Consider the following 21,370-nt stretch of genomic DNA (forward strand, 5'->3'; position numbering starts at 1 on the left):
CACTAAGCCTGTGCGTGCGCACAGGCTCAAACAGGGAAAACGAGTTCTACATCAGGGCGCTGGCATTGCTGATCCTTGTCTTCTTATCGTGATGTACGGGTACGTACATCCATGTTCCTTAAAAGCTACATTGCAACCGCTGTGCCAGAACGTAAGGGCGGTAAGCCTTGGTTCAGAACGGGTGTCGCATTCGTGTAACTATTTATCGAATCCCGATTTCATGGGCGTGAAAAGCACTCACTCGAATGACACGTCATAAAAAACAGCGCGTGACTAAACACCCTCTGCTTGAGCAGACGAGTTCGAAAAGCGTGACGTGCAAGTCACTTTGCTTGATGCACCAATACTGTGTGGCGGGGATCAAGTTGGTGCGTTAGTTGGTCAGTCGCTCAAAAAGGATGCTCCTAATGCTCGTGGTGGGTAATGCAGGTAACCGCTAATGAAATAAAGGCCGTCATAAAAAGAGTGGCCAAATGGAACTGGCTAGAAAAAATTGTCGGACAACGGGTGTATGTTAAGTGTCAGTTAATGATAAGCCGGTACGTTTTTCTTATATCGCGCGCACAGTTTCGCAAGGCGCTGATTAATCATCAGAACAGGCAACGTTGAGCGCAAAATGTCTCAGGTCCAGAAATGCAAAGCGGTCATGAAGCAGCGCGCAGGGCCGGGCAAAGGCGCTGCGACCGGGCGTGCAGCGTCGAGGGCAGGTGATACCCAAGGGGTAAGCGGCCAGCGCAATGGTGATGTGACACGGTACGGGTAGGGCACAGCCAGATTCCTTTCCTGGTGAGGCGCAAGACTTGTGATCCGACGCCTGCACTGTTTGTGGACGCTCTCGCGCCCGTGGACTGCATTTGGTGCGTGTGGGCACCCCTTGACTGCAGCGTGCACCATTGGTTTATGGCACGACCGTTCCACTTGAAAGAACTGTGCCAATTTGTGTCTTTTTGTATCTGGAGGGGTACATTTTCTTTAGTTGCGGGCTGCAAGTGGCGGGATGCAAGGCAGAAGGTTTTAGTGGGAGTGGAAGAAAGGCAGGAAGCCGCCCGTTGGCAGGGCGGCTTGGGAGGCGTTGAAAATTACCAGAATGCAGCGGGAGCGCTGAGGGCTTTGCTGAACACTTCAACAGCACGCTCGACATCCGCCTGCGTGGTGTAGCGGCCCAGGCTGACGCGTACGCTGGCGAGCGCTTTCGTGGAGTCCATGCCCAGGGCAAGCAGTACATGCGAAGGCGCATTGCTCGCCGAGTTGCACGCAGACGTCGAGGACACCGCCAGGTTGTGAGACAACTGCGAGCTTGTGAAGCCGCTGCGGGTGATACACAGGTTGAGCGTGTGCGGGATGCGCTGCTCAGGGCTGCCATTGAGTTGCACGTCCGGCAGGGCCAGCAGGCCTTCACGCAAATGACAGCTCAGTTCTTCGATGCGACGATTTTCAGCTTCTGCCTGGCTGATCGCCAACGCAAAGGCGGTGCCCATGCCGACGATCTGATGCGTCGCCAGCGTGCCCGACCGAAAACCGCCCTCGTGCCCGCCGCCGTGGATTTGCGCCTGTAACAGCGAATGAGCACGCGGGCCTACATACAGCGCGCCGATGCCTTTGGGGCCATACGCCTTGTGCGCGGAAAAGGACATCAGGTCTACAGCGAGGCTCGCCAGATCAACCTTCACCTTGCCCACCGCCTGCGCCGCATCCACATGAAACAGCGCGCCGTGTTCGCGCACGATAGCGCCAATACGGGCGATATCAGTCAGCGTGCCCAGCTCGTTGTTCACCAGCATCAGCGACACCAGCAGCGTGTCTTCGCGCAGCGCAGCCTGAACCGCCTGCGGCTGGATCAGGCCTTGGGCGTCCGGTTTCAACCAGGTAACCGGAAAGCCCTGACGCTCCAGCGTGCTGACGGTATCAAGCACCGCCTTGTGTTCCAGAACACTGGTAATGATGTGCCGGCGCTGCGCGCTGCTGTCATGAGCGATGCCCTTGATCGCCAGGTTGTTGGACTCCGTGGCGCCGGACGTCCAGACGATAGTATCCGCAGGCGCACCCACCGCATCGGCCACCTGACGCCGTGCCAGCTCGACCGCCTGCCGTGCAACCTGCCCATACCCGTGCCCGCTGGACGCCGGATTACCGAAATGACCTTCGCGGCCCATACAGGCCACCATGGCTTCGATGACCTGTTCATCAACAGGCGTGGTAGCGGCGTAATCCAGATAAAGAGCAGGTGTGGTCATGGGCAAATTCACTTCGTGATCGGGTCAGAATCAGGGGTTAGCCTCGCAAGGCTGATGATGTGAAAGGTTACTGATCAAGAGGCGAAAATTTTTTGATATTTACCCGGAGATTGGCGACGAATGCGAAAAATTATTCGATTCTGATTGGATTAATGCGATTAAAAATTCTAGGATGCTGTCAGGCGTGCAATCTTATAGCCAGACACCTCTCGTTTCTCACGCTCCACACTCGGGGTTATGCAAGTCGCGATGAGCTCTGAATACGGCGCTGCCAGGCTTCTGCCCGCAGGGCGTGGGAGCGAACTTGTTCGCGAAAGGGCCGGTACATTCTCTGAAAATGTATCGCCTGAACCACAGTCTTCGCGAACAACGCAGATCGCCGCCCCGGTCGCCCCCACGATATTTATGTACACGTAAAGGCCCTGCGCAGAACGCGAGAAACGATCAGCATCTGCCCCGACTTCACTCAGGAACCCCCCATGGACAAATTCGACCGGGCAATCCTCGACATCCTGCAAACCGACTGCACACGCTCTGTCGCCGACATTGCCGAGCGCATCGGCCTGGGCAGCACCGCGTGCTGGCGCAGAATCCAGAAGCTGGAAGAGTCGGGCATTATCGACCGCCGCGTCGCACTGCTCAATCCGCAGCAGTTGAACGTCTCGGTCAGCGTCTTCGCCGCCATCCGCACCAACCAGCACAACGCCGCCTGGCTCGAAAAGTTTCACGCCGCCGTCGGCGAACTGCCCGAGGTCGTCGAGTGCTACCGCATGGCCGGAGACACTGACTACATGCTGCGCATCGTCGTAGCCGATATCGCAGGGTACGACGCCGTCTACAAACAGCTGATCAGCATCCCCGGCATCAGCGACGTCAGCTCCAGCTTTGCCATGGAGCAGATCAAATTCACCACCGGCCTGCCGCTGCAATACGCATCGTTCGGCGGATAAGCACCGCCACGCTCATCAATTGAATCGAACCCTCAGCCCCGCGCCACGTCCACTTTCTTTGGCAAATGAAAAAGGTGGCTGACATGACGACCGATCCCATACTCACCAACACCGTACCCAAAGAAGATCCCGCCAGCGCCAGGCTCGGCCAATACGACCGCGAAGCCGACCCGGTCCTTGCCATGAACGCCAACAAACCCGGCGCCGGCGCGAAAAAGGGCGACGAAGTGAAGGCGCGTACAGAAGAAGATGAGGCCTACGAAGACGACGAGCCGGAAGTGTATTCGGATGATCCGGACATCGTGGCGGATGAGGGCGGCGGTGTTTCGCCGGGGTGAGGCAGAACGAATATGGCGTTCAGGTGATGTAGCAGCTCAAAGGTGTTCAGCGGCCAGCGTTCTTAACTTGGCAGGCTGTACGCCGAGCAGATTGCCTGCTTCACGCAGCAGCATCCGGCCACTCAGGGTTTCGGTCAATACAGCCTTACTCAAACGCGTACTGTTTTTGGCCGTTGCATTGCGGTAGTAATCCTCAGCCCCGCCTTTCTCGTCCCGGAATGCTTTCAGGATCTTCTGGTAATACGCGCCGTACTGTTCTTGCGTTACGTAGCCCAGGTCCATCGCGCGTCGACCAATGACAAGTTTGCTGACATGGAACCGCGTGGCGAGCGTGGCCAGATTACTTTCCCACTCAATACTGGCGCTCCATACGGTACGAAAAAGCGCTTCGGGCACAAGAAACTCACCTGCCACAGCATTACAGAATCGCTCTTCCTCTCGACCGTTAGCAGTACCTGCATCAGAAACGCCGCTGCTGCCAATCCAGATATGAGCGAGTTCATGCATCAACGTGAATAGCCGAGCTGTTGGAGCATCAGAGCTGTTGATGAACACCACCGGTGCCAGTGGGTTACTGATGGCGAAGCCTCGAAATTCACTGACTTCCAGTTTCCGGTGTGTGTTGCCCAGCGCAATGCCACTGCGCATGACAAGCACGCCAGCCACTTCGGCAGCATCAATCAGCGCGCGGCTGTATTTATCGTAATCGAGGCGGGATTTTTCCGGATCGACGCCCAGGGTTTGCCGAATATCGCTCACAACCGTCTTCACCGGCGTCCGGCTGTCAAAGCGACCCACGAATGGAAGAGGCTGACGCTCCTGCACATGGAGGTATTCCAGATACCAGTCCTGTTTGCGGATCGCGTCTTTTACTGTGTCCAAAAGCTCCAGACTCGGCCGCAATGGCGCCGAGTTACCGACCGTGCGCAGGTCTGGCAGCGGAAGCTGCTCAACAGGAGGCTGAAGCAGGAACAGGAAGCCGAAAGGAACGTGCGCGACGCTTGCCCATTTTTGGGCTTGCAGAAAGGTTGGCCTTGCCTCGCCCGATTCCCATTCCTCGACCCGCTCAGGCTTTACGGGCAGCTTTCTAGCGACCTGTGCAGCAGAAAGCCCCGCACGTTCTCGGGACCACGTGAGGATGCTTGGATTAACAAATGCGGCTTGGCTCATGGCGAATTCGGAACGTCAGAGAAGGCTGTCTCGAGCTGATCCATGCGCGGGCTGTCAGGCATTGCCTTCTCCTTGGCGATATCACGCACCGCAGAGCGCGGCACATGCTCGTACATTATGGGCTGGCACCGTCACGGTCAACGACAGCAGCGTTGGGTTATGAGCGCAATGATGAACCTGATAATCCGTAGCGTGTAGGTAAATAGTTACCTCATTCACTATTCCAGCCAAGCATTCAAGGACGTGAAGCAATCTCGTCCAGATGATTCAGCAGATCCAGCGGGTCCTCGTACACCCTCAAGGCACCCGCCCGCTCAAGCTCGCCGATGTCATAGCCACCCGAAAGCAGGCCGACGCCGGTCGCCTTGCAGCGACGCGCCGCCAGCATGTCCCAGATCGCATCGCCGATCACCAGGCATTCATCAATCGGAGCGCCGATCTTCTTCGCCGCCGCCAGGAACAGGTCCGGGTCCGGCTTGCCGTAACTCACGTCATCGCGCGTAACAATGTTGATCTTATTGATGTCCAGCTTCAGCGCCTTCAGATTGATCGTCGCCGTATCAATCCCGCCGCTCGTGGCGATGCACCACTTGAGGTTCTCCTTGTCGAGCGTCTCAAGCAACTCGACCGCACCCGGCAGCGCAATGATCTGATGCTGCAACCGCTCGTACGCCTGCGCATGCTTTTCGCTGAGCCGCTCGGCTTGCTCATCGGTAATGCTCATGCCGGTTTCACGCGACAACGACTTCAACATCAGCCCGCCGCTCATGCCGATCTTGCGATGGATACGCCACATCGCGAGCGGGATATTTTCTGCGTCCAGTGCTTCTTTCCAGGCAGCGACGTTTTGGTAGACGCTGTCGGTCAGGGTGCCGTCGAGGTCGAAGATGAAGGAGGTTTGGGGTCTCATAGGGTTACTCTTTTTCAATTCGGGTTGGCCGTCTGGCGAGGTCTGAAGCCTTCGGCGACACGTGAGCGTCGGTGTCGGAAATGCAGCGATCCCAGGGCTTAGCCAAGGCTTTAAATACGGCGATGCCAGACGGAGGGAAAAGGGTCGAGTTTTGAGGTCACACGTTTTCGAGTGCTTGATGGGTTGGGGGTTCGATCTTTTGGGCGGGAGGCAGGTTTGCCGGATGATAGGGGAGCCGCGTTGACGATAACTGCGACTATCCGTATGGTAAATCCGCTGGCCCAGGGAAACGAGGGCGAAAGCCTCCACCCACGGACATACGATAGTGACTCATGAAGAGCCCACCTCACGGTGGGTTTTTTGTTTCTGGCTTGAATTTATCAGCAATTTCGAAGGCATCCGTTTCTTCAGGATTTCATCAAGCATAAAGTTTCAGATCTTTTATGATTGAACCCCGATAATCGCTCCTGCATTCGATCGCTTAGCAACCCACACATAACTAATGCGTAGCCGATCATCCGGACGCGGCCCCCTTCGACAAGTAGACAATCCTCATGAAGAGAACAACGCTTTTGGTTTTGGCCCTCACCGTCCTTTCCGCCTCACTGGCCCAAGCTGCTGAGCAGTTGAAAGTATCCACCAATGTAAAAGTGGACGGTAAGGCTTTGCCTGTCCAGATCGACTACGTGGAAAGCGGAAAGCAGGTCATCTACACGGAGCACGATTCGATTGAATATGTCACCAGCGTCACAAAAGGCGTAGAGCGTAAGAAAACGCGAGCGTTAGGCCTGAGCGGCAAAATCACACCGCGACTGGTCAAGCCTGAAGGGACGGTACGGATTACCGGCGAGCTTTCTTTTGTAGGTATTGATCGGATGAAAACAGTCAAGTACGGCGCCAGTGATTACCAACTGCCTAAGTTCTGGTCGCAGTTGATTGCACTATCGCCCAAGAAAGGGAATGTGGGTGAAGCCATCACCCTTGACCACTACTCGGGTTCGGGACATGTACTGGATGTTGAGGTGACGGTTACTCGGCCTTGACTGGCACTTGGGCTCACGATCGCGAGTGTGCCAGGCCCGTAGACATTAATTGCGCTTAACCTGAAAAAGCCTTTTGAAGATGTGGTCAGTCGACCACATCTTCACGCAGCATTTATTTCGGGCTTGGGCCGAAACGATTAGGGCCTGCATGACCTTCCTGAACCAGGAACACCAGGTTGGCAATCGGCACCAGCAACCACCAGCCGCTACGATCTGTGTCGTGCAGCCTGCGGACACCCACTGCAATACCCGGGACCAATACGGCCAGGGAGTACAGGTTGGCGAGTATACCGCCATCTCCCACGAGCCCACCGATAACGCCGATGACTATCGAGATCAAGACGTTGAACAGAAAGAACATCCAGTATTCTTTTCTGCGAGCGCGACCGGTGAACACCGCATATTTCTTCAGAACTTCGAAATACCAGTTCCCTGATGCGGGAGCCTCTTTGTTGGCACTTGCTGACGAAATAATCAGCTGCGGTGCCCCGCAGTGCGGGCACGTGCCAGCGTCGTCACTGATTTCCTTTGCACAACCACGACAAAATACCATTTCATTCTTCCCTAAATCAGTTAACGATTAATCCAAAAAATACCAGTAGCGATACGGCTGACAAGACAGTGCCAGCGATCGCTATTCCGTATCCAGGCATCTTTTTATTGATGCTGACGATACCCAGAGCCAGTCCGGCCACCGAGCACATGCCGAGCCCGACGATGGTTTCCAGATCCCATTCGCCATCGTCAAACAATGCCAGCGAGCAGAGAATGCCCAGCACCAGTGAGGTGATAGCCATCCACGGAGAGCCATTCTCTTGTAGCTGTTTCACAGGGGTTGCGGGGAACTGGCTAGCGCCACATTGCGGGCAGTTGAGCGCCGTTTCATGTATTTCCTTCGCGCAGCCACGACAGAAGACCATCGCCATTGTATTTCCTTATATCGAGTAGCTTTCAGGCTACCAGCAAGCGTTTAGACGCCGGGAAATTTTGGGGCAAAATGGTGGCATTGCCAAGAATTAGTTAATTTAATTTATGAATATGGCGACTGCACGACGTTTTTGAGGTGCCAAAATCCCTGAAGGCATAACTTTCGACAGACTCGTTGGCGTATTCCGTGCCTATCCTCCACTACTTGGCTAACAGTAATTAGTCTACCAATCTACTCAGCAGTCGGTGCCCGTCAGCTGTAACCTCCACCATTGCCGACAGCATGACGCTGTCCGCACCGTCCTGAGTGAGGATGGTCCAAAAATCAGGCGGCTGGAATCGCACCCCGAACGCGCCCGCCTTAGCGATCACATAAACGTTCAGTACCTGCCCGGGTAGCATGAGGGTGTCATCGTTTATGTTGCCCTTGTAACCCAGCACCTGAGGTTTCTGAATTCGCGCCTGTCCCATGGCGTAACCTGACAATTCATGAATCGCGACCGCCTGATTGGCATCAAGCACCTTTTGGATGGCCTGGCCCACATTGAATAACCGCTCGCCAGCACAAACCTGATCAATGCCACTGCGCAACGCGCTGCGGGCCGTTGCCAGCAATTGACGCTGCTGTTGTGTGGCGTTAGGTGTGGCAAATGTCCAAACCTGGGCGACATGGGCTTGGGTCGATGCGGCAACCAACTCTACTTTGACCAAGGCTGCGTCCGGGAATGGCGTATCAGTAGGCTGCACGTTACCCACTTGGTTATTCACCGACACCGGCACCGCCGCTGTATAGCCTTTATAGCCCACCAGCATAGGCAGCCAGCCGTAGCGTTCGAATTGCGTCAACACGTAGCTTTGAATCGCAGCACCGCTGCCGCCCTCACGGATCATTGGCTTGACGCTGAGTAAAAGGTCACTGGCCAACGGCGCGAGCCGCGCCTCCTCGGCAAGAATTGTCGAGCTTTCCAGTTGAGTGATGCCTGCGGCACGGGCGCGATTAGCGTCGGCATAATGCTCGAGCGACGACTCTATGGCGAAACCATTCATGCAATAGAGCAACAACAATATCCCTACGCTTCTCAAACTTAATTCCTTGGCGGGCAGGCCTTGATAGATAATCTTACGGCACCATTATAAGGATTCGTTCGCTTTGAAAATACTGCTTCCAGAGATGGTACGAAAACACCACATCCCTGGATGGCGAGAGCGCGCATCTGGCCGAAAGCAGGTTGTGACTGAAGGGGGCAGAGAAACACAAATCTTGTGCGTGTTGCCACGAGACTGCGAGTTACAACCAAGACCGTTAATTTCAGTGAAGCGCGTAAACCAAAAAAGGCCCCTCAGAGCCCTTTTCCAGTTGAAGCAACCTTACTTCTTCAACCACCCCTCAACAACATCACTGCCATGCTCTGCCTTCCACTCCTTCAAACCTCTGTGATTCCCACCCTTGGTTTCGATCACTTCGCCAGTCTTCGGATTTTTGTACACCTTGAGCTCGCGTGGTTTGCGTGTGCCTGCAGGCTTTTCAGATGTCTGGCGACTGGCCGAACCCTGTGGCTCCAACAGGTTGACGATGTGCTTCAGGCTGAAGCCGTAGTGTTCAAGCAGCTTGCGCAGCTTGGTTTCGAACTCGATTTCCTTCTTCAGGCCCTCATTACCTTTCATGGCTTCCAGTGCCTGGAGCTGCTCGGCGAGGTGTTTTTCCAGCTGACGGAATTCTGCGAGTTTTGACATTATGTTTTCCTCATAATAGGTGCGCGTAGTTATTGAGAGGGACGGCACCTGATACAAGTTCAGCTTATTTTTCAAAGAAGCGGTTGGATTCCGGTGTGCACCATTGCCGTTCTAGTCGCTTTGTCGTCAGTGTTTGTATCTGGCTGGCTTTAGTCGAAGTCGCCTTGGAGGCAATTATGAGCACTATCGCTTTGCCAACAACCGCGCCAACACAGCCGTCACCACAACAGCCAACAAAACGGCAGTGGTGATAGACAGAAGCGCGCCCCATTGCAGCAAGGAATACCTGAGGGTCAGGTAAAAGCTCAGCACCCCGACAGCGCCAATGGCATTGCCCCGGATTATCGCCGCCAACTCATAACGCCCGCCTTGAACGTGGACGAACACGGCAAGCGGCCAGGCAATCACCGGGATCGGCGCCAGCAGCCCACTGACCACAGGCCCAAGCCAGGTAGCACTTGCGGTAATCGCCAGCAGCAGAAGGGTGGCCGTCAACATTCGCATCGGAATAACCCAGCGCGGCAGTGCAACGTAGGGCGCTGCGGCCGGCGGCGTCTGTTTCGAGGTGGCAACGATGATCAACGCAACCATCAGCAGCGTGAACAAGATCGACAGCGCCAGCGATCCCGACAGGTTCATCAAAAAGGCCGTTGCGCCATACAGCGCCAAGGCCAGCACGCATCCCGCCACCGCTGAAACGCGTCGAGTAACCAGAAAGTAAAACAGATAAGTCGCCTGAATCGCCGCCAGCCCCGCCAACGCCCCGGGCACCGCCATCGACGCGAATACGGCGCCCTGCTCAAGGCTGAGAAACAGCATGACCAGCGCCGAAGTCATCGGCAGACCAGAAAGAAGCCCCGCCACGCCAGTGCCCCAGCGCCTGGCCGCCAACGAAATGGCCAGCATGAGCGCGGGGGTGATGAGTAACTTGAGGTAGAAGGCCGTCATGCAGAAACTTCACATCTGGAGGTGGGCTGGATGCTAAACCTTTTAGCCGTTGGCAACGATGCGTGTCTGCTCTTACACCACCGCCCCACTGCGCATCCACCAATGGCCAGAAACAGAAAAGCCCGGCGAACCGGGCTTTCTGAAACCGAGCGGCGCTTATTTAGCGGTTTTCAGCTTGATCACGTCACCAGAGACGGTGGTGGTATAGCCGTTCAGGACCCAGGCCCAGAACCACTTCTCCTGCACTTGGGTATTGATCAGCGCATCGCCACCCTTGGCCTGGATAGCGCTGTTCTGCGCGCGAACAAAACGGTCGTTCTGACGAATCGGGATCAAACCGAACAGCATCAGGCCGGTGGCGCTTGCTTCACTGTGGCCAACGACGGTGTACTGGTTGCTGTCGTATTGCTGAGTTTTCATAGGGGTGCCGGTGCAACCCGCCAGAACCAGACCACATACTGCAGCGGCTACGACTTTGCTAAATGACTTCAAGGTAAAACTCCATGGAAAAACCCCGGATCCACGTCTCGGGCGGCGGTACTTTACTCGTTGGGGTTGTGGTTTAGGTGTTTTTTTAGAGTGGTACCAAGGCGCTCTCACATGCCCAGACGTCGTTTGAACTGGAGGCCGGCAGGCTCATATCTGTTAGGTCTACTAGTCTTCGGTTTTTGCGGGCATATATGTGGGAATAAAAAGCCCTGGCTACTGCTCGTGCTCGCGATCTACTTTTTGGGCTCATCAGGTGGCTGTTTGACGGTCAGCGCTGTTTCCCGGATCACCCGGCCAGAGCTGCCTGAGACGCTGGGCAGCGCTGTCGCGCTACCTCAATGACGGTGCCGCACCCATAGATAATAATTGGGCCGAGAACCAGATGCTGCTATGGGGGCTTGGTCGTAAGAACTGGCTTTTCGCAGGTTCACTGCGCAGCGGGAAGCGGGCGGCTGCGATCATGAGTTTGACCCAGTCTGCGCGGTTCAACGGCCATGACCCGTATGCGTACCTGAAAGATGTTCTCACGCACCTGCCGACGCATCGGTCGAGTGAGACTGGCCACTTACTGCCGCATAACTGGAAACCGGTTTAATTACGCAAGACGGGATGCTCTGACGGATACAATTAAAAACGGAAAAGTGTGATTATCTGGTCGAGCGAGATTTTTTGAACATCAGGCCACGAGGGCATCAAAGATCGATGCCTACTTCAGAGCTTCCCTAGATTTAGTTGCACACCATGTCTGAGCTTTGCGGGGTTGGGTAGATGCCTTGGCCGGACGGATACTGACAACTAAATCAGATAGCTATTTAAAATAGTTATTTGATGGTGTTCGACAAATGGTCGTGCCACTATCAAACTTGCATACTTCTCTGATTGTGATGCGAGGGCAATTTTCATGCTGGTTACACGGCTGGGCTTAGCTGATGTTCGTCTAGTGTCGGTGAGGTAAGCGTCATTTATCTTTCAGCACAGGTTGGAACCCTCTGCTGTCAGTGATTAGCGGTCAGAGGGAGACAGTTAACATCTGAATAAATTTCTGATCCGTTGCTTTCAGTACCACTGCCACCAATTTCACGTCGAGTCTCACGATCAACTCTCTGGCGGTGGCGTCAGCGCAAGCGTTGCGATAGTCATGAGGGGGCTGTCTCGACTGATGCCATTTTACGCCTGTTCCTTTGGCGCCGGTCTGATATGACACAACCGGCTTTCCCATTTTTTACAATACCGCATTTATTGCAAGCTCTACCCGGGCGCGAAGTGCGCGCCCGTAGCGGCTCAAACCATCCCAATCCACCACATCCTCACCGTCGGCTCCAACCATCGCTGGCACCATGATCCGGGTGGCTTTAAGCCGCTCCAAAGATGCTCCGTTACCCCATTGAAATTTGCCCATTTGCTCTCGAAGTAGCGCGACAAGAATAAGCCCGCTGTCAGCCGTAAGCTTATGGTGCCGAAGGACCTGGATCTCTTTGCTGGTGTAGAAGGGTACGGGTTGATAAAACACGGTCGAAGTGGAAACTCCGATTGTGATGGCGTTTCCGGCATTGGGTGGGGCGAACCCTTGATGCGGGACAAATGATCCCACCCCATTTCCGCCTCCCGAGCGCGCAATATACGGGGCAAACGGTTTTCCAGACAAGCAAGCCTTTGCAAAATCGAACCATTTGCCAGCTGCATTCATTGACTCAAACACATCTGTGATAAACATCGGCATGTAGTTCAGCTCGGGAAGTTTCGGCTTCGCAGTTGAGGTCAATTCACGAACGGCCCGGGCCCTGGTCTTTGCTTCGTTTAACAGTCTCTTGCCATGGCGCGTCAATCCGCTCCAGTTAACGACCTGCTCGCCATCGGCATTGGTAAGCACGGGAATCATGATTTTTTGACGATCAAGGCGATGTAAGGTCAACTTATAGCCGAACCCAAATTTCGGAACGCATTGCAGCGTGAGCATGCTCGCGATCAGCAGCAAGGCTGGTTCGGTAGCCTGTTTCGATATCGGTTCGAGAGCGATGACGTCATCAGAGGCGTTAAATGGAGCTGGTTGATACTTCGCGTGACCAGTTCCTCCGTCGCCGTTGTAGATCAATGTTATCCATCCTCCAGGAAAGAGTGCGGGAGTGTCGGCAAAACCGGTAATGCTATTGTTTACCCTCGACGCGCCTACGAATGGAGTTGTTCCAGCTTTCCTGTGCGCCGCAATCAACCGCCGCCCTTTATGCGCATGGAAGACTCCTGCCTGACGCCCGTCGACGCTGGTTACATACATTGGGGCAAATACCAGCTCATCGAATGCATTCACGAGCCAGCTCCATCGTGCTGCGATGTATCTAAAGAGGCAGTAATCAAATCGCCGTTGCCGTGGGCGTGTGTGTCTACCTGCCAAGTTACATAGTCTGCAATTGTCTTCATGAAGTCTTCGACAGTTGGGGGCTGGTCATTGAAGTAGAAATAGGAGTGCTGCCACTCATCCTGCGCTGTAACCTACGAGCGCACGATAAACCGAGTATCATCGACAGCATCACCTCTTAAGACTTCAAGCAGGTGCTTACGTCGGGAGGCAGCCGTGCCATCGTCGGTGAGACCTCGGTGCATTTGCACCTTATACCCATCATGTTGGAAGTTAATGAACTTCACCTTTGCGTATGACGGATGAGGGCGTCCTGCTGTGAACAGCACGATTACTGGATGCACCCCGACACCTGAATCGGCGAAGGTCTCACCATTCAGCGTAATTACAGCATCGAGTGTGTGCCTTTTGAGAATCGAAACCTTTCGGTCCTTGTCCTCTGACGTTTTCCCAACCATTGTCGACTGCGGAACGATCGCTGCGAGACGGCCCCCTATATTCAAAAACTCCAGTGCTCTATCTATGAACGCTAACTCAGATAGGTGGCGCGTCGTTTTGTCCTTTGCCTGCGAATATGGCGGATTTAGCAGTACTTTCGTAAAGCCGTGTCCTGGAATCCAAGCCTCTCCAGTGCCGCGCTTGTCACCACGCATCTCATGTAACGGAGCCTCGAAAATTGAGTCGCGGCGGAAATTAGCTTTACCGTCGCCGCGCAAAATCATGTTTGTAGCCCCGATGGCGAACAGTTTGTCCTGAAGCTCTATACCGTGGAGCCTGTTCGTACGGATGTCCTCCTTCATATCCTCGTCGTCCCCGGCGTCTTTAAACATCCGGTGCATCGCAGAAATGAGGAACGACGCGGTACCAGCTGTCGGGTCAAGGACCCAATCGCTAGCGCCGACGTCTATCAGCGCACTCATGAGTGCTGTGATGTGTTCCGGAGTAAGGACGATGCCGAGGGTGTTGCCGTCGCCACCTCCGTACGAAATGAACTCGTGATAGAAATTACCAAGCACGTCGAATGAGCTCATCGAAGGGTCGGTCACAACCTTCTGCACGTCCGACTTAAGAATCTGAGCGAACCACTTAAGGGGAGTCATCCCCAGCTCTTTGTGTACACGGTTCAGCGCCGGTGATTTTTCAATGAATGCGAACTGGTCGAGTAGCGTTCCGATCTTTTGCTGCGGTCCGAAACCTTTCGAGATCATGTAGGCATGTGCTGCCTTGTAGATCCTCGAACCATCCCAATCATCCGGCAGAACCTGATCGTAAGAGCCTTTCAGTTCTTCGATACTGAAGCCCGGCTTCTCCAGTGCCAGCAAAATTGCAGAAACGAGCGGTGCTTTGCGGTCGTTCTCAACTGAACCGTAGTTGCGCATTCCCTCATGCAGGCGCGAGGCAGCAGCTTTCACTGTGTCGAGCCGAATCTCCGCCTGGGGCTTGTTTCCTAGTACCGCGACTGAATGATACTCGCCAATTGACTCCGCTCCGAACACGTCAAGGTTGTCGAGGTCTTCAAGCATCTTAATCTGGCCGGGCCCTACATAAGCCACGGCAATCTCATGGTGGTGCTCTTCACCACCAATGCCAACAGCGAAGATACCTTTCTTGTATGGCACGCCGTTGCGCAGCATTACGGTCGCATAATGTACTGCGCCATTGAGTGCGTAATCCTGCTTGTATGGATGCTCGATGGTCACCTGACCTTCCGCTGGAAAGCGGGTGAAACGTGCTTCCTTCTTGTCCTCGACTATCACGATAAAGTCATCGATGACGAATACAAACTCGGGCTTGCCTTCACCCTTAGCAGTTTTCGACTTGGATCCTCCGGAGAGAGCAGCACGCTTCCATTTAGGTCCGCCGTCCTGCTCCCACGGTTTTGTTACGCCGATGTCGCGCAGCAGGTCACGTACAAATTGATCGGTGGCCTTCTCGTTGCCCATATCCACGCCCATGCTCGGAAAAAATGCGAACTATAACAAAAGTCTTGCCCCTCGTATTCTTGCTAGGGCTGCATCTGTAGGATGGGCGCTGGGCATACAGCTTAAGATTTTGAACGCATTACACGCTCAAGTGCGAGTCTCTGACGAAATCTGGTAGCGATCGGCTGTGACCGACGAGCTAGGAGATGCGTCCGGCTGCAACTGCACCTTGAGGAGCGGGATTGGCGAGGATTGATTCGACTGGGGCGTCTGGTGCTGGGATTTTGGCCCCACGCACAGTTTTTACTTGTGAAGATTGCAGATATAGCTAATTGATCGCTTCAAGGCTAAGCGAGAAAAAGGGTTCGTTCCCCACTCAAGATGTTGAGCCTGCATGCATGTCCGTGCTCATCATTTTGAGCACTGACTGATTTCTTTTTGTTAAGCCGAATACCCGATTTGCGTAGGAGTCCCTACAGCTCGAATATTGTTGAGTCAGCCGGCAAGGGCGCTGCCTAGATCATTACCGGGGCGTTGGCTGTACTGTTCTTGGAAGGTGGCTCAGCACCAGCTTGTCTATGAGCTTAGGCAGCAGCCGCACAAACTCACGTGGTGGCAGATGAGTCCCGCTGCGTAAAGCTGCTCTGCGAGCTCCTGCTGGCTCTCAGGCACATCTCTTTTGGCGAAGCCGGTCAATACTTGTGCAATATAATCGCGCCTTTGCTTCTCTTCTAGCTGGCGCCATTCGTCATCCGTGAAAGCCGACTTGCTAAGCTGGTTCAGGTTCTACGGGACCGGTTAAGTGCGATCCCCAGAGTTCGGCATGGCTCGCCTGATCAGCTCTTTGGTGAGCGACTGATACTCTTCATCTGTCAGGTCATAATCGTTTTGATCACCCAGAACTAGCACCTTGTCAAAAACGGCTTCTACCTAAGCGTGCAGCGTATTGCCTGGCGCGGCGAAGCGCTAGCCGTAAGCTGTCGGTTTTGAGAGAGCGGCGAATCTCGCGCTGAAGGCCCAATGCGGCGCGCACGGGCTTGGGTACTACTATTATTATGCGTATGCGGAAATAGTAAGTGCGATGGCGGTTGATCGTGATGTGCGAGGGTTGGGCCGGCATTACTGGCACCTTTGCGATGCACCACCTGCAAGCACTGTGCAGTGCCCCACCAGCCTTGAAGACCTACTAACCGCCAGAACTACTTATCTGACAGATAGTTAACAAATATGGTGCACCAGGCGGGATTCGAACCCACGACCCCTGCCTTCGGAGAGCAAAATTTAAGTCAGCAAATACAGGGGTGATCCCAGTGTTGCTGGGCTTTGTCGTCCGGTTGTGTATGCGTAATCGTAGCCGTATAGTGTTTTTTGCTGTCACCCTGCTGTCACGGACAAAGCATGAAGACCAAGATCACCGGCAAGACGATATCCCGCATTGTGCCAGCGGAGAAGGTTTACCGCATCCACGACACTCTCCAGCCCGGTCTTTCAATACGGGTTCTGCCCAGTGGTCACGCGAGCTATATGGTCACGTGGGCACGGAACAAGGCGGCCACCCTTGGCCGTGTCGGCGTGATCACGCTTGAGCAGGCCAGGACGGACGCATCAAGGTATCTGGCAGATGCTCACGCAATAGGTGAGCCAGTGGCAATCACTGAGAAGCGTACCGGCGCTGCTATGCCGACGCTCGACCATTTCCTAACCCACACGTTCGAACCTTGGGCCGCGGAGCACCACCGGGACGCCAAGAACGGAAATCGGGCGATCAGGCACAGTTTCGAAGCGCTGCTCTCAATACCGCTCAGTAGCATCGACACCAAGCGTGTAGAACAGATCCGCACCGCCTGGCTTCGTGCCGGCTTGGCACCATCGACAGCGAATAGAAATATCACCCGGCTACGTGGCGTGCTGAGCCGCGCGCTGGAGTGGGGAGTACTGCAGGAGCACCCTCTCAAGGTGCGCAAGCTCAAGGTCGACGACCGCAGCCGGGTGCGATACCTCAGCATTGAGGAAGAAACAGCTCTGCGAGAGGCTCTGGAGGCCCGCAGCAACGAAATGCGCGATGCCCGCGACAGTGCAAACAAGTGGCGACTGGAGCGCCATAAAGAGCCATTGGCGGACCTGCGCGCGGTTCGCTACGCCGATCACCTGGAGCCGCTGGTGGTGCTCTCGATCAATACCGGCGTGCGCCGTGGCGAGGCCTTTAATCTGACCTGGGCAGATGTCGACCTGAAGAACAAGCTGATCACCGTCGAGGGTGACACCTCGAAGTCAGGGCAGACCAGGCACGTCCCGCTGAACCGCGAGGCGCTGGACACATTGACGAAGTGGAAAGAGCAGCGGGGCGGCAATGGGTTCGTCTTCCCCGGCCAGCACGGCAAACGGTTGGATAACGTCAAGAAGAGCTGGAGCGGCCTGCTCAAATTGGCCAAAGTGGAGCGCTTCCGGTGGCACGATCTGCGCCACACCTTCGCGTCCAAACTTGTGATGGCCGGCGTACCGCTCAACACAGTGCGTGAGCTGCTGGGGCACACCGACATCAAGATGACTTTGCGCTATGCGCACTTGGCACCGGGCACGAAGGCCGCGGCGGTGGAGCTGATTTAGAACGGGATACAATCATCGTCCCGAATAGGTACAACCGTAGCACTCAGCTTGTGTTTTTCCACATGAGCGATCAACGAGTCCCACGCCATTCTTACAGACACAAGGGAAATAGAATCCCTGTCAACGCCATAACAGCCTGCCTCATCTGTATTCCAAAAAAACGGGCTTGCCTTGATTGTTTCCCATATCCGTAATTCGTCATAGGTGAGGGCTTGAGGCATATCGAAGCAAAGCATCACAAACCGAGTAGATTCGTCGGTCGACCAAATTTGGTCGATTGCTCGCCCAAGAGACATCTCTGTTCTGCCAGTTCTGCCAGCTACATCTACTTTCTGGTCGGCGATGGCGTTCGAAATCGCCCATTCCACAACGGCCGTCAACGAACGCTTCTGCAGTCGACCCATTATATCCAGAGCGAATTTAATTTTCGGGTCAATCCGGATGCCCACGGCAACCGTGGTGCTCGTCTCGCCAGTGCGCTTGCTCGTCTTCGTTGCCATATCCCTACCACCGTAACGGCCGGCCCAACCGACCTGCGCGTATAGCTTGCTTCACCTGCATTCCCCAGTCAATCCGAATAAGTACGGATTGATTTAGCAATTGCTTGCGCTGTTATAATTTATGAATATAGACTAGCAACCACTGGCAAAACCTAACCCGCCAGAAGGAGACGCTATGTCGCAACTCGCAGTAACACCTCAGCTTTCAGTAAGCGTTGAAGAGGCCGCACGCTTGGTGGGTCACTCCCGCTCCGGCATTTATGAGGTCATAGCCTCGGGCGACTTGAAGGCCTTCAAGCTCGGCAAGCGTCGCCTGATCTTGATGACCGAGCTTCGTGCATGGATTGAGCGCGCGGCCAAAGCTGGTGCGCGGTGATGGCTGCTATCGACGGAACGACCGTCAAAGTGGCTTTGCATGATGGTGAAGAGAGGTTTTTGTGCCAGATCGCACTACCTGCAGCCACGAAGGTGATCGATCTCGAAATGCTGCGCAAGCTGGGTGCCTGGCGCGCAAAGGTGGTCGCATGATTAGCAAAATTCTATGGAGGGAGCACTGCGAGCGCAGGAAGCGCGGGGGAAATGCCCTGACGGTGTTCGAGCACCGTCAGAGCAAAAAACACACTGGGTAGCACCAACGTGAGGTCGAAACTATGACACGCCACTCTTCCACTGAGCAAGACCGCAAAATGATCGAGGCGCTACGCGAAGGCCCGATTTCTACCATTGAGGCTGCGCAAAATCTGGACATCGTCCAGCCGCCGAACACGATACGCCGGCTGCGCAATCGCGGCTTCGACATCCGCACCAACTGGGTATGGCAGGCAACTGAGCCAGGCCGGCCACCGCATCGGGTCGCAAAATACGTCCTGATGCGTGAAGCCTCCTAACCACTCGGCCGGGAGCGATTCCGCTTCCGGCGACTGCCTGCGAGCTACTGAATGGCTAAGAAAAAAAGCCGCCTCCCTTTCGATAAGGAGGGGGGGACAGTCGTTTCACAGCGCCGCATGTATTCGTCTGCGAGATGGCTTCAGCTAACTGTCAACGCCAACTAAAAAGTGACCCCCTTCCGTGCTAAATCGCCAACTTAGTTTTGACCCCCCTCGGGTTCATATTTTCGAGCCGGTTCGGCCCGAGAAGATTTGGTTCCTGCTTTGCGCTTGTCCTTGAGTCGATAGCTTTCACCTGTCATCTGCACGATATGGGCATGATGTAACAGCCTGTCCAGCATGGCCGCTGTCAGTGTTTGATCATCCGCAAAGGTTCCGGCCCACTGGGTAAACGGCAAGTTACTCGTGAGGATCAGGCTGCCTTGCTCGTAGCGCTTGGCGACAACATTGAAGAACAGGTTGGCTTCATCACGACCAAACGGCAGGTAGCCGATTTCATCGATGACCAACAACCCAGGGGCCATCACCACACGACTGAAGTATTCCTTGAGCCGTTCCTGGCGGTGCGCAGCGGTCAGTTGCAGCATCAAGTCAGCCGCCGTGACGAAGCGGGTTTTGATACCGGCCATCACTGCCCGGTAGGCCAGGGCGATAGCCAGGTGGCTCTTGCCTACACCACTAGGCCCCAGGAACACGATGTTCTCGGCACGTCCAACAAAACTCAGTGCTGCCAGCTCCTGGAGCTGTGCCCGGGGGACGCCGGTGGCAAACGCGAAGTCGTATTGCTCCAGCGTTTTCACAGCGGGCAGCGCGGCAGTTTTCAGCAGGGCCTGTCGAGAGCGTTCACTTCGGGCATCGGTCTCGGCAGCCAGCAGCTTTTCGAGGAAGTCGGCAAAGCTGTCTTCGCCGCTTGCTGCTTGTTGGGCCAGGTGCGGCCAGTCCACCCCGACGCGCTCAAGCTTTAGCCCCTTGCATAGTTCTGTCAGGCGAGCATGTTGAAGGTTCATGCTCTCACCTCCAGCAGTTGCTCATAAACCGACAGCGGATGCTGCAAGCTCTCGTACGGCAGGACCCGTCCCAGGCGTAGGCCTTGGGCGGGTTGTGGGCGCAGGCTCTGTGTTGGCAGTGGTAATAGTACCTGCTGCTCTTGGGCCAGACGTACCGCCGGTTGAACACCCGTCGTGCCGTGAATCCGCTGATGAGCGACTTCGTCGAGCCATTGGCCGATATGTGCGTTGGCCGTCACCACATCCAGCGTCAGACCCGCACTCTTGAGCGTAGCGGCCAACGGGGTAATGAAACTGCCCTTCAGATACCCGTTGAAGCGCTCAACCTTGCCCTTGGTCTGGGCACGGTAAGGGCGGCAGACCTTGGGAATAAAACCAAACTCATCGGCCAGCGCAGCCAATCGGGGATGCCAACGGTGCTGGCCCTCCCCAAAAGCATCTCGCTCGGTGATGATGGTTCCGGCGTTATCAAACAATGCCTGCTCGGGCACGCCGCCAAAGTAAGCGAACGCCTCCCGAAGCCCTGTCAGCCAGGCTTCGCTGTCCTCTCGCTCGGAGAAACGGACAAAGCTTGCTCGACTAAAACCAAGTGTCGCCACGAACGCCTTAAGCGGCTGACGGCCTCGTCGAATGGTGGTGAAGTCCACCTGTATCTGCTTGCCGGGCAGTGTCTCGAAACGTACCACCGGCTCTTCTGCCTTACGTTTGAAGGGGCGAATATAAGCCTTCAGACGACTGACGCCGCCGCTGTACCCCAATGCCGTGATCTCACGCAGCAGGACGGTCGCCGGAATCCAGTGTGGGCGCGCCGCCTCAATACGCTCGTGCAGGTAGTCCTTGAAGGGGTCGATTTTGCACGGACGTGCGGGTCTCACCTTGTCACTGGGTAGCGACCGGGCCTTTCGCAGGTACTTGCGCACGGTGTTACGCGAAATACCCAGCTCACGGGCGATGAATTTGATGCCATGGCCCTGACGGGCCAACACTTTAATTTCCACAGACTGCTCCTGGGTCAACATATTGGCAGCTCAAAGCCGCCAGTTTTACCCAGGGGGGTCAATTCTAGGTTGGCGTTAGGGGGTCATTTTTACAGTGGCGGTGACAGCTAACCCCTCAGGCCAAGTCACTGATGCAGCTAATGCATCGCCATTGGACGCCAGCTGGCCCTGTTGGATTCGGGGTTCGCCAAGCTGAAGAGGAAATACCCTGCTCACGCACGTTGGCCCTTAGGGTATTCAAAGAGCTGACCGACGCCGGATTCATTGTAATGGTTGATGAGAGTCTTTTCTGTAGTCGAACGCAATCCAAGACCCGGACCTGGCGGCTAACCTGGCTACCTTGCTGGAACAAT

General features: G+C 55.2%; 22 protein-coding genes and 1 pseudogene. 8 read left to right on the top strand and 15 right to left on the bottom strand.

Features of this window, described 5'->3' with window-relative positions; translation table 11 throughout:
* Nucleotides 1-1,079 precede the first annotated feature (1,079 nt).
* Nucleotides 1,080-2,234, bottom strand: a complete 1,155-nt coding sequence (locus tag PSPTO_RS01440) for a cysteine desulfurase family protein (protein WP_046463853.1) — start codon at nt 2,232-2,234, stop codon at nt 1,080-1,082.
* Between the two features lie 479 nt (nt 2,235-2,713).
* Between PSPTO_RS01440 and PSPTO_RS01445 the strand changes: the two genes are divergently transcribed.
* Nucleotides 2,714-3,184 (top strand): Lrp/AsnC family transcriptional regulator, encoded by a 471-nt coding sequence (locus tag PSPTO_RS01445; protein ID WP_005613713.1) that lies wholly within the window; start codon nt 2,714-2,716, stop codon nt 3,182-3,184.
* Nucleotides 3,185-3,267: 83 nt separating this feature from the next.
* Nucleotides 3,268-3,522, top strand: a complete 255-nt coding sequence (locus PSPTO_RS01450) for a hypothetical protein (RefSeq protein ID WP_005771123.1) — start codon at nt 3,268-3,270, stop codon at nt 3,520-3,522.
* 36 nt (nt 3,523-3,558) lie between these two features.
* Here PSPTO_RS01450 and PSPTO_RS01455 read toward each other — a convergent pair whose 3' ends face one another.
* Together PSPTO_RS01455 and PSPTO_RS01460 are read right to left on the bottom strand one after the other, a co-directional pair.
* Nucleotides 3,559-4,692 carry an XRE family transcriptional regulator gene (locus tag PSPTO_RS01455; RefSeq protein WP_011103065.1) on the bottom strand — a complete coding sequence of 378 codons (1,134 nt, stop codon included), beginning with the start codon at nt 4,690-4,692 and terminating at the stop codon, nt 3,559-3,561.
* A 235-nt stretch (nt 4,693-4,927) separates the two neighbouring features.
* Nucleotides 4,928-5,602 (bottom strand): HAD family hydrolase, encoded by a 675-nt coding sequence (locus PSPTO_RS01460; protein ID WP_003377258.1) that lies wholly within the window; start codon nt 5,600-5,602, stop codon nt 4,928-4,930.
* Nucleotides 5,603-6,156: 554 nt separating this feature from the next.
* Between PSPTO_RS01460 and PSPTO_RS01465 the strand changes: the two genes are divergently transcribed.
* Nucleotides 6,157-6,645 (top strand): hypothetical protein, encoded by a 489-nt coding sequence (locus PSPTO_RS01465; protein ID WP_011103067.1) that lies wholly within the window; start codon nt 6,157-6,159, stop codon nt 6,643-6,645.
* Nucleotides 6,646-6,757: 112 nt separating this feature from the next.
* Here the strand turns inward: PSPTO_RS01465 and PSPTO_RS01470 are convergent, their stop codons facing one another.
* The 6 genes from PSPTO_RS01470 to PSPTO_RS01495 form a co-directional block, all read right to left on the bottom strand.
* Nucleotides 6,758-7,198, bottom strand: coding sequence for a DUF805 domain-containing protein (locus PSPTO_RS01470; protein ID WP_011103068.1), 441 nt, complete (start codon nt 7,196-7,198; stop codon nt 6,758-6,760).
* 16 nt (nt 7,199-7,214) lie between these two features.
* Nucleotides 7,215-7,571, bottom strand: a complete 357-nt coding sequence (locus tag PSPTO_RS01475) for a DUF4190 domain-containing protein (RefSeq protein WP_007247158.1) — start codon at nt 7,569-7,571, stop codon at nt 7,215-7,217.
* 220 nt (nt 7,572-7,791) lie between these two features.
* Nucleotides 7,792-8,619, bottom strand: coding sequence for a M24 family metallopeptidase (locus tag PSPTO_RS01480; RefSeq protein ID WP_024668184.1), 828 nt, complete (start codon nt 8,617-8,619; stop codon nt 7,792-7,794).
* A gap of 321 nt (nt 8,620-8,940) precedes the next feature.
* Entirely contained in the window at nt 8,941-9,306 is a 366-nt protein-coding gene (locus PSPTO_RS01485; RefSeq protein ID WP_007247160.1) for a histone-like nucleoid-structuring protein, MvaT/MvaU family, read from the bottom strand.
* Nucleotides 9,307-9,489: 183 nt separating this feature from the next.
* The gene (locus PSPTO_RS01490) at nt 9,490-10,254 is read right to left on the bottom strand and encodes a hypothetical protein (protein ID WP_046463854.1); all 765 of its coding nucleotides are present in this window, start codon (nt 10,252-10,254) and stop codon (nt 9,490-9,492) included.
* 156 nt (nt 10,255-10,410) lie between these two features.
* Nucleotides 10,411-10,746 (bottom strand): hypothetical protein, encoded by a 336-nt coding sequence (locus PSPTO_RS01495; protein WP_005737305.1) that lies wholly within the window; start codon nt 10,744-10,746, stop codon nt 10,411-10,413.
* A gap of 301 nt (nt 10,747-11,047) precedes the next feature.
* Between PSPTO_RS01495 and PSPTO_RS01500 the strand changes: the two are divergent.
* Nucleotides 11,048-11,338 (top strand): annotated as a pseudogene (locus tag PSPTO_RS01500) (transposase domain-containing protein); the annotation flags it as partial.
* A 627-nt stretch (nt 11,339-11,965) separates the two neighbouring features.
* Here the strand turns inward: PSPTO_RS01500 and PSPTO_RS01505 are convergent.
* The 3 genes from PSPTO_RS01505 to PSPTO_RS30600 form a co-directional block, all read right to left on the bottom strand.
* Nucleotides 11,966-13,048, bottom strand: coding sequence for a restriction endonuclease subunit S (locus PSPTO_RS01505; protein WP_011103073.1), 1,083 nt, complete (start codon nt 13,046-13,048; stop codon nt 11,966-11,968).
* A gap of 182 nt (nt 13,049-13,230) precedes the next feature.
* On the bottom strand, nt 13,231-15,039 hold the full coding sequence (locus PSPTO_RS01510; protein ID WP_201367524.1) for an HsdM family class I SAM-dependent methyltransferase: 1,809 nt from the start codon (nt 15,037-15,039) through the stop codon (nt 13,231-13,233).
* Between the two features lie 892 nt (nt 15,040-15,931).
* Entirely contained in the window at nt 15,932-16,138 is a 207-nt protein-coding gene (locus PSPTO_RS30600; RefSeq protein WP_369403324.1) for a DUF6538 domain-containing protein, read from the bottom strand.
* Nucleotides 16,139-16,416: 278 nt separating this feature from the next.
* On the opposite strand from PSPTO_RS30600, the gene PSPTO_RS01515 reads away from it, so the two are divergent.
* Nucleotides 16,417-17,625 (top strand): tyrosine-type recombinase/integrase, encoded by a 1,209-nt coding sequence (locus tag PSPTO_RS01515; RefSeq protein WP_057443212.1) that lies wholly within the window; start codon nt 16,417-16,419, stop codon nt 17,623-17,625.
* Here PSPTO_RS01515 and PSPTO_RS01520 read toward each other — a convergent pair.
* Entirely contained in the window at nt 17,622-18,125 is a 504-nt protein-coding gene (locus tag PSPTO_RS01520) for a hypothetical protein (protein WP_057443213.1), read from the bottom strand. The genes PSPTO_RS01515 and PSPTO_RS01520 overlap by 4 nt on opposite strands.
* Nucleotides 18,126-18,300: 175 nt before the next feature.
* Between PSPTO_RS01520 and PSPTO_RS01525 the strand changes: the two genes are divergently transcribed.
* From PSPTO_RS01525 to PSPTO_RS01535, 3 genes are all read left to right on the top strand, one after another.
* Nucleotides 18,301-18,501, top strand: coding sequence for a helix-turn-helix domain-containing protein (locus PSPTO_RS01525; protein WP_011103075.1), 201 nt, complete (start codon nt 18,301-18,303; stop codon nt 18,499-18,501).
* On the top strand, nt 18,501-18,653 hold the full coding sequence (locus tag PSPTO_RS01530) for a hypothetical protein (protein WP_162491839.1): 153 nt from the start codon (nt 18,501-18,503) through the stop codon (nt 18,651-18,653). The genes PSPTO_RS01525 and PSPTO_RS01530 overlap by 1 nt, the downstream gene beginning before the upstream one ends.
* 122 nt (nt 18,654-18,775) lie before the next feature.
* Nucleotides 18,776-19,012: a helix-turn-helix domain-containing protein gene (locus PSPTO_RS01535; RefSeq protein ID WP_011103077.1), complete on the top strand. Its 237-nt coding sequence runs from the start codon at nt 18,776-18,778 to the stop codon at nt 19,010-19,012.
* 197 nt (nt 19,013-19,209) lie between these two features.
* Here PSPTO_RS01535 and istB read toward each other — a convergent pair whose 3' ends face one another.
* A complete protein-coding gene (gene istB, locus PSPTO_RS01540) occupies nt 19,210-20,019 on the bottom strand; it encodes an IS21-like element ISPsy4 family helper ATPase IstB (protein WP_005741073.1) in 810 nt (269 codons plus the stop codon).
* Nucleotides 20,016-21,038 carry an IS21-like element ISPsy4 family transposase gene (gene istA / locus PSPTO_RS01545; protein ID WP_002551322.1) on the bottom strand — a complete coding sequence of 341 codons (1,023 nt, stop codon included), beginning with the start codon at nt 21,036-21,038 and terminating at the stop codon, nt 20,016-20,018. The genes istB and istA overlap by 4 nt, the downstream gene beginning before the upstream one ends.
* Between the last annotated feature and the right edge of the window lie 332 nt (nt 21,039-21,370).

This window comes from Pseudomonas syringae pv. tomato str. DC3000, assembly GCF_000007805.1.
Classification (GTDB): Bacteria; Pseudomonadota; Gammaproteobacteria; order Pseudomonadales; family Pseudomonadaceae; genus Aquipseudomonas; species Aquipseudomonas avellanae.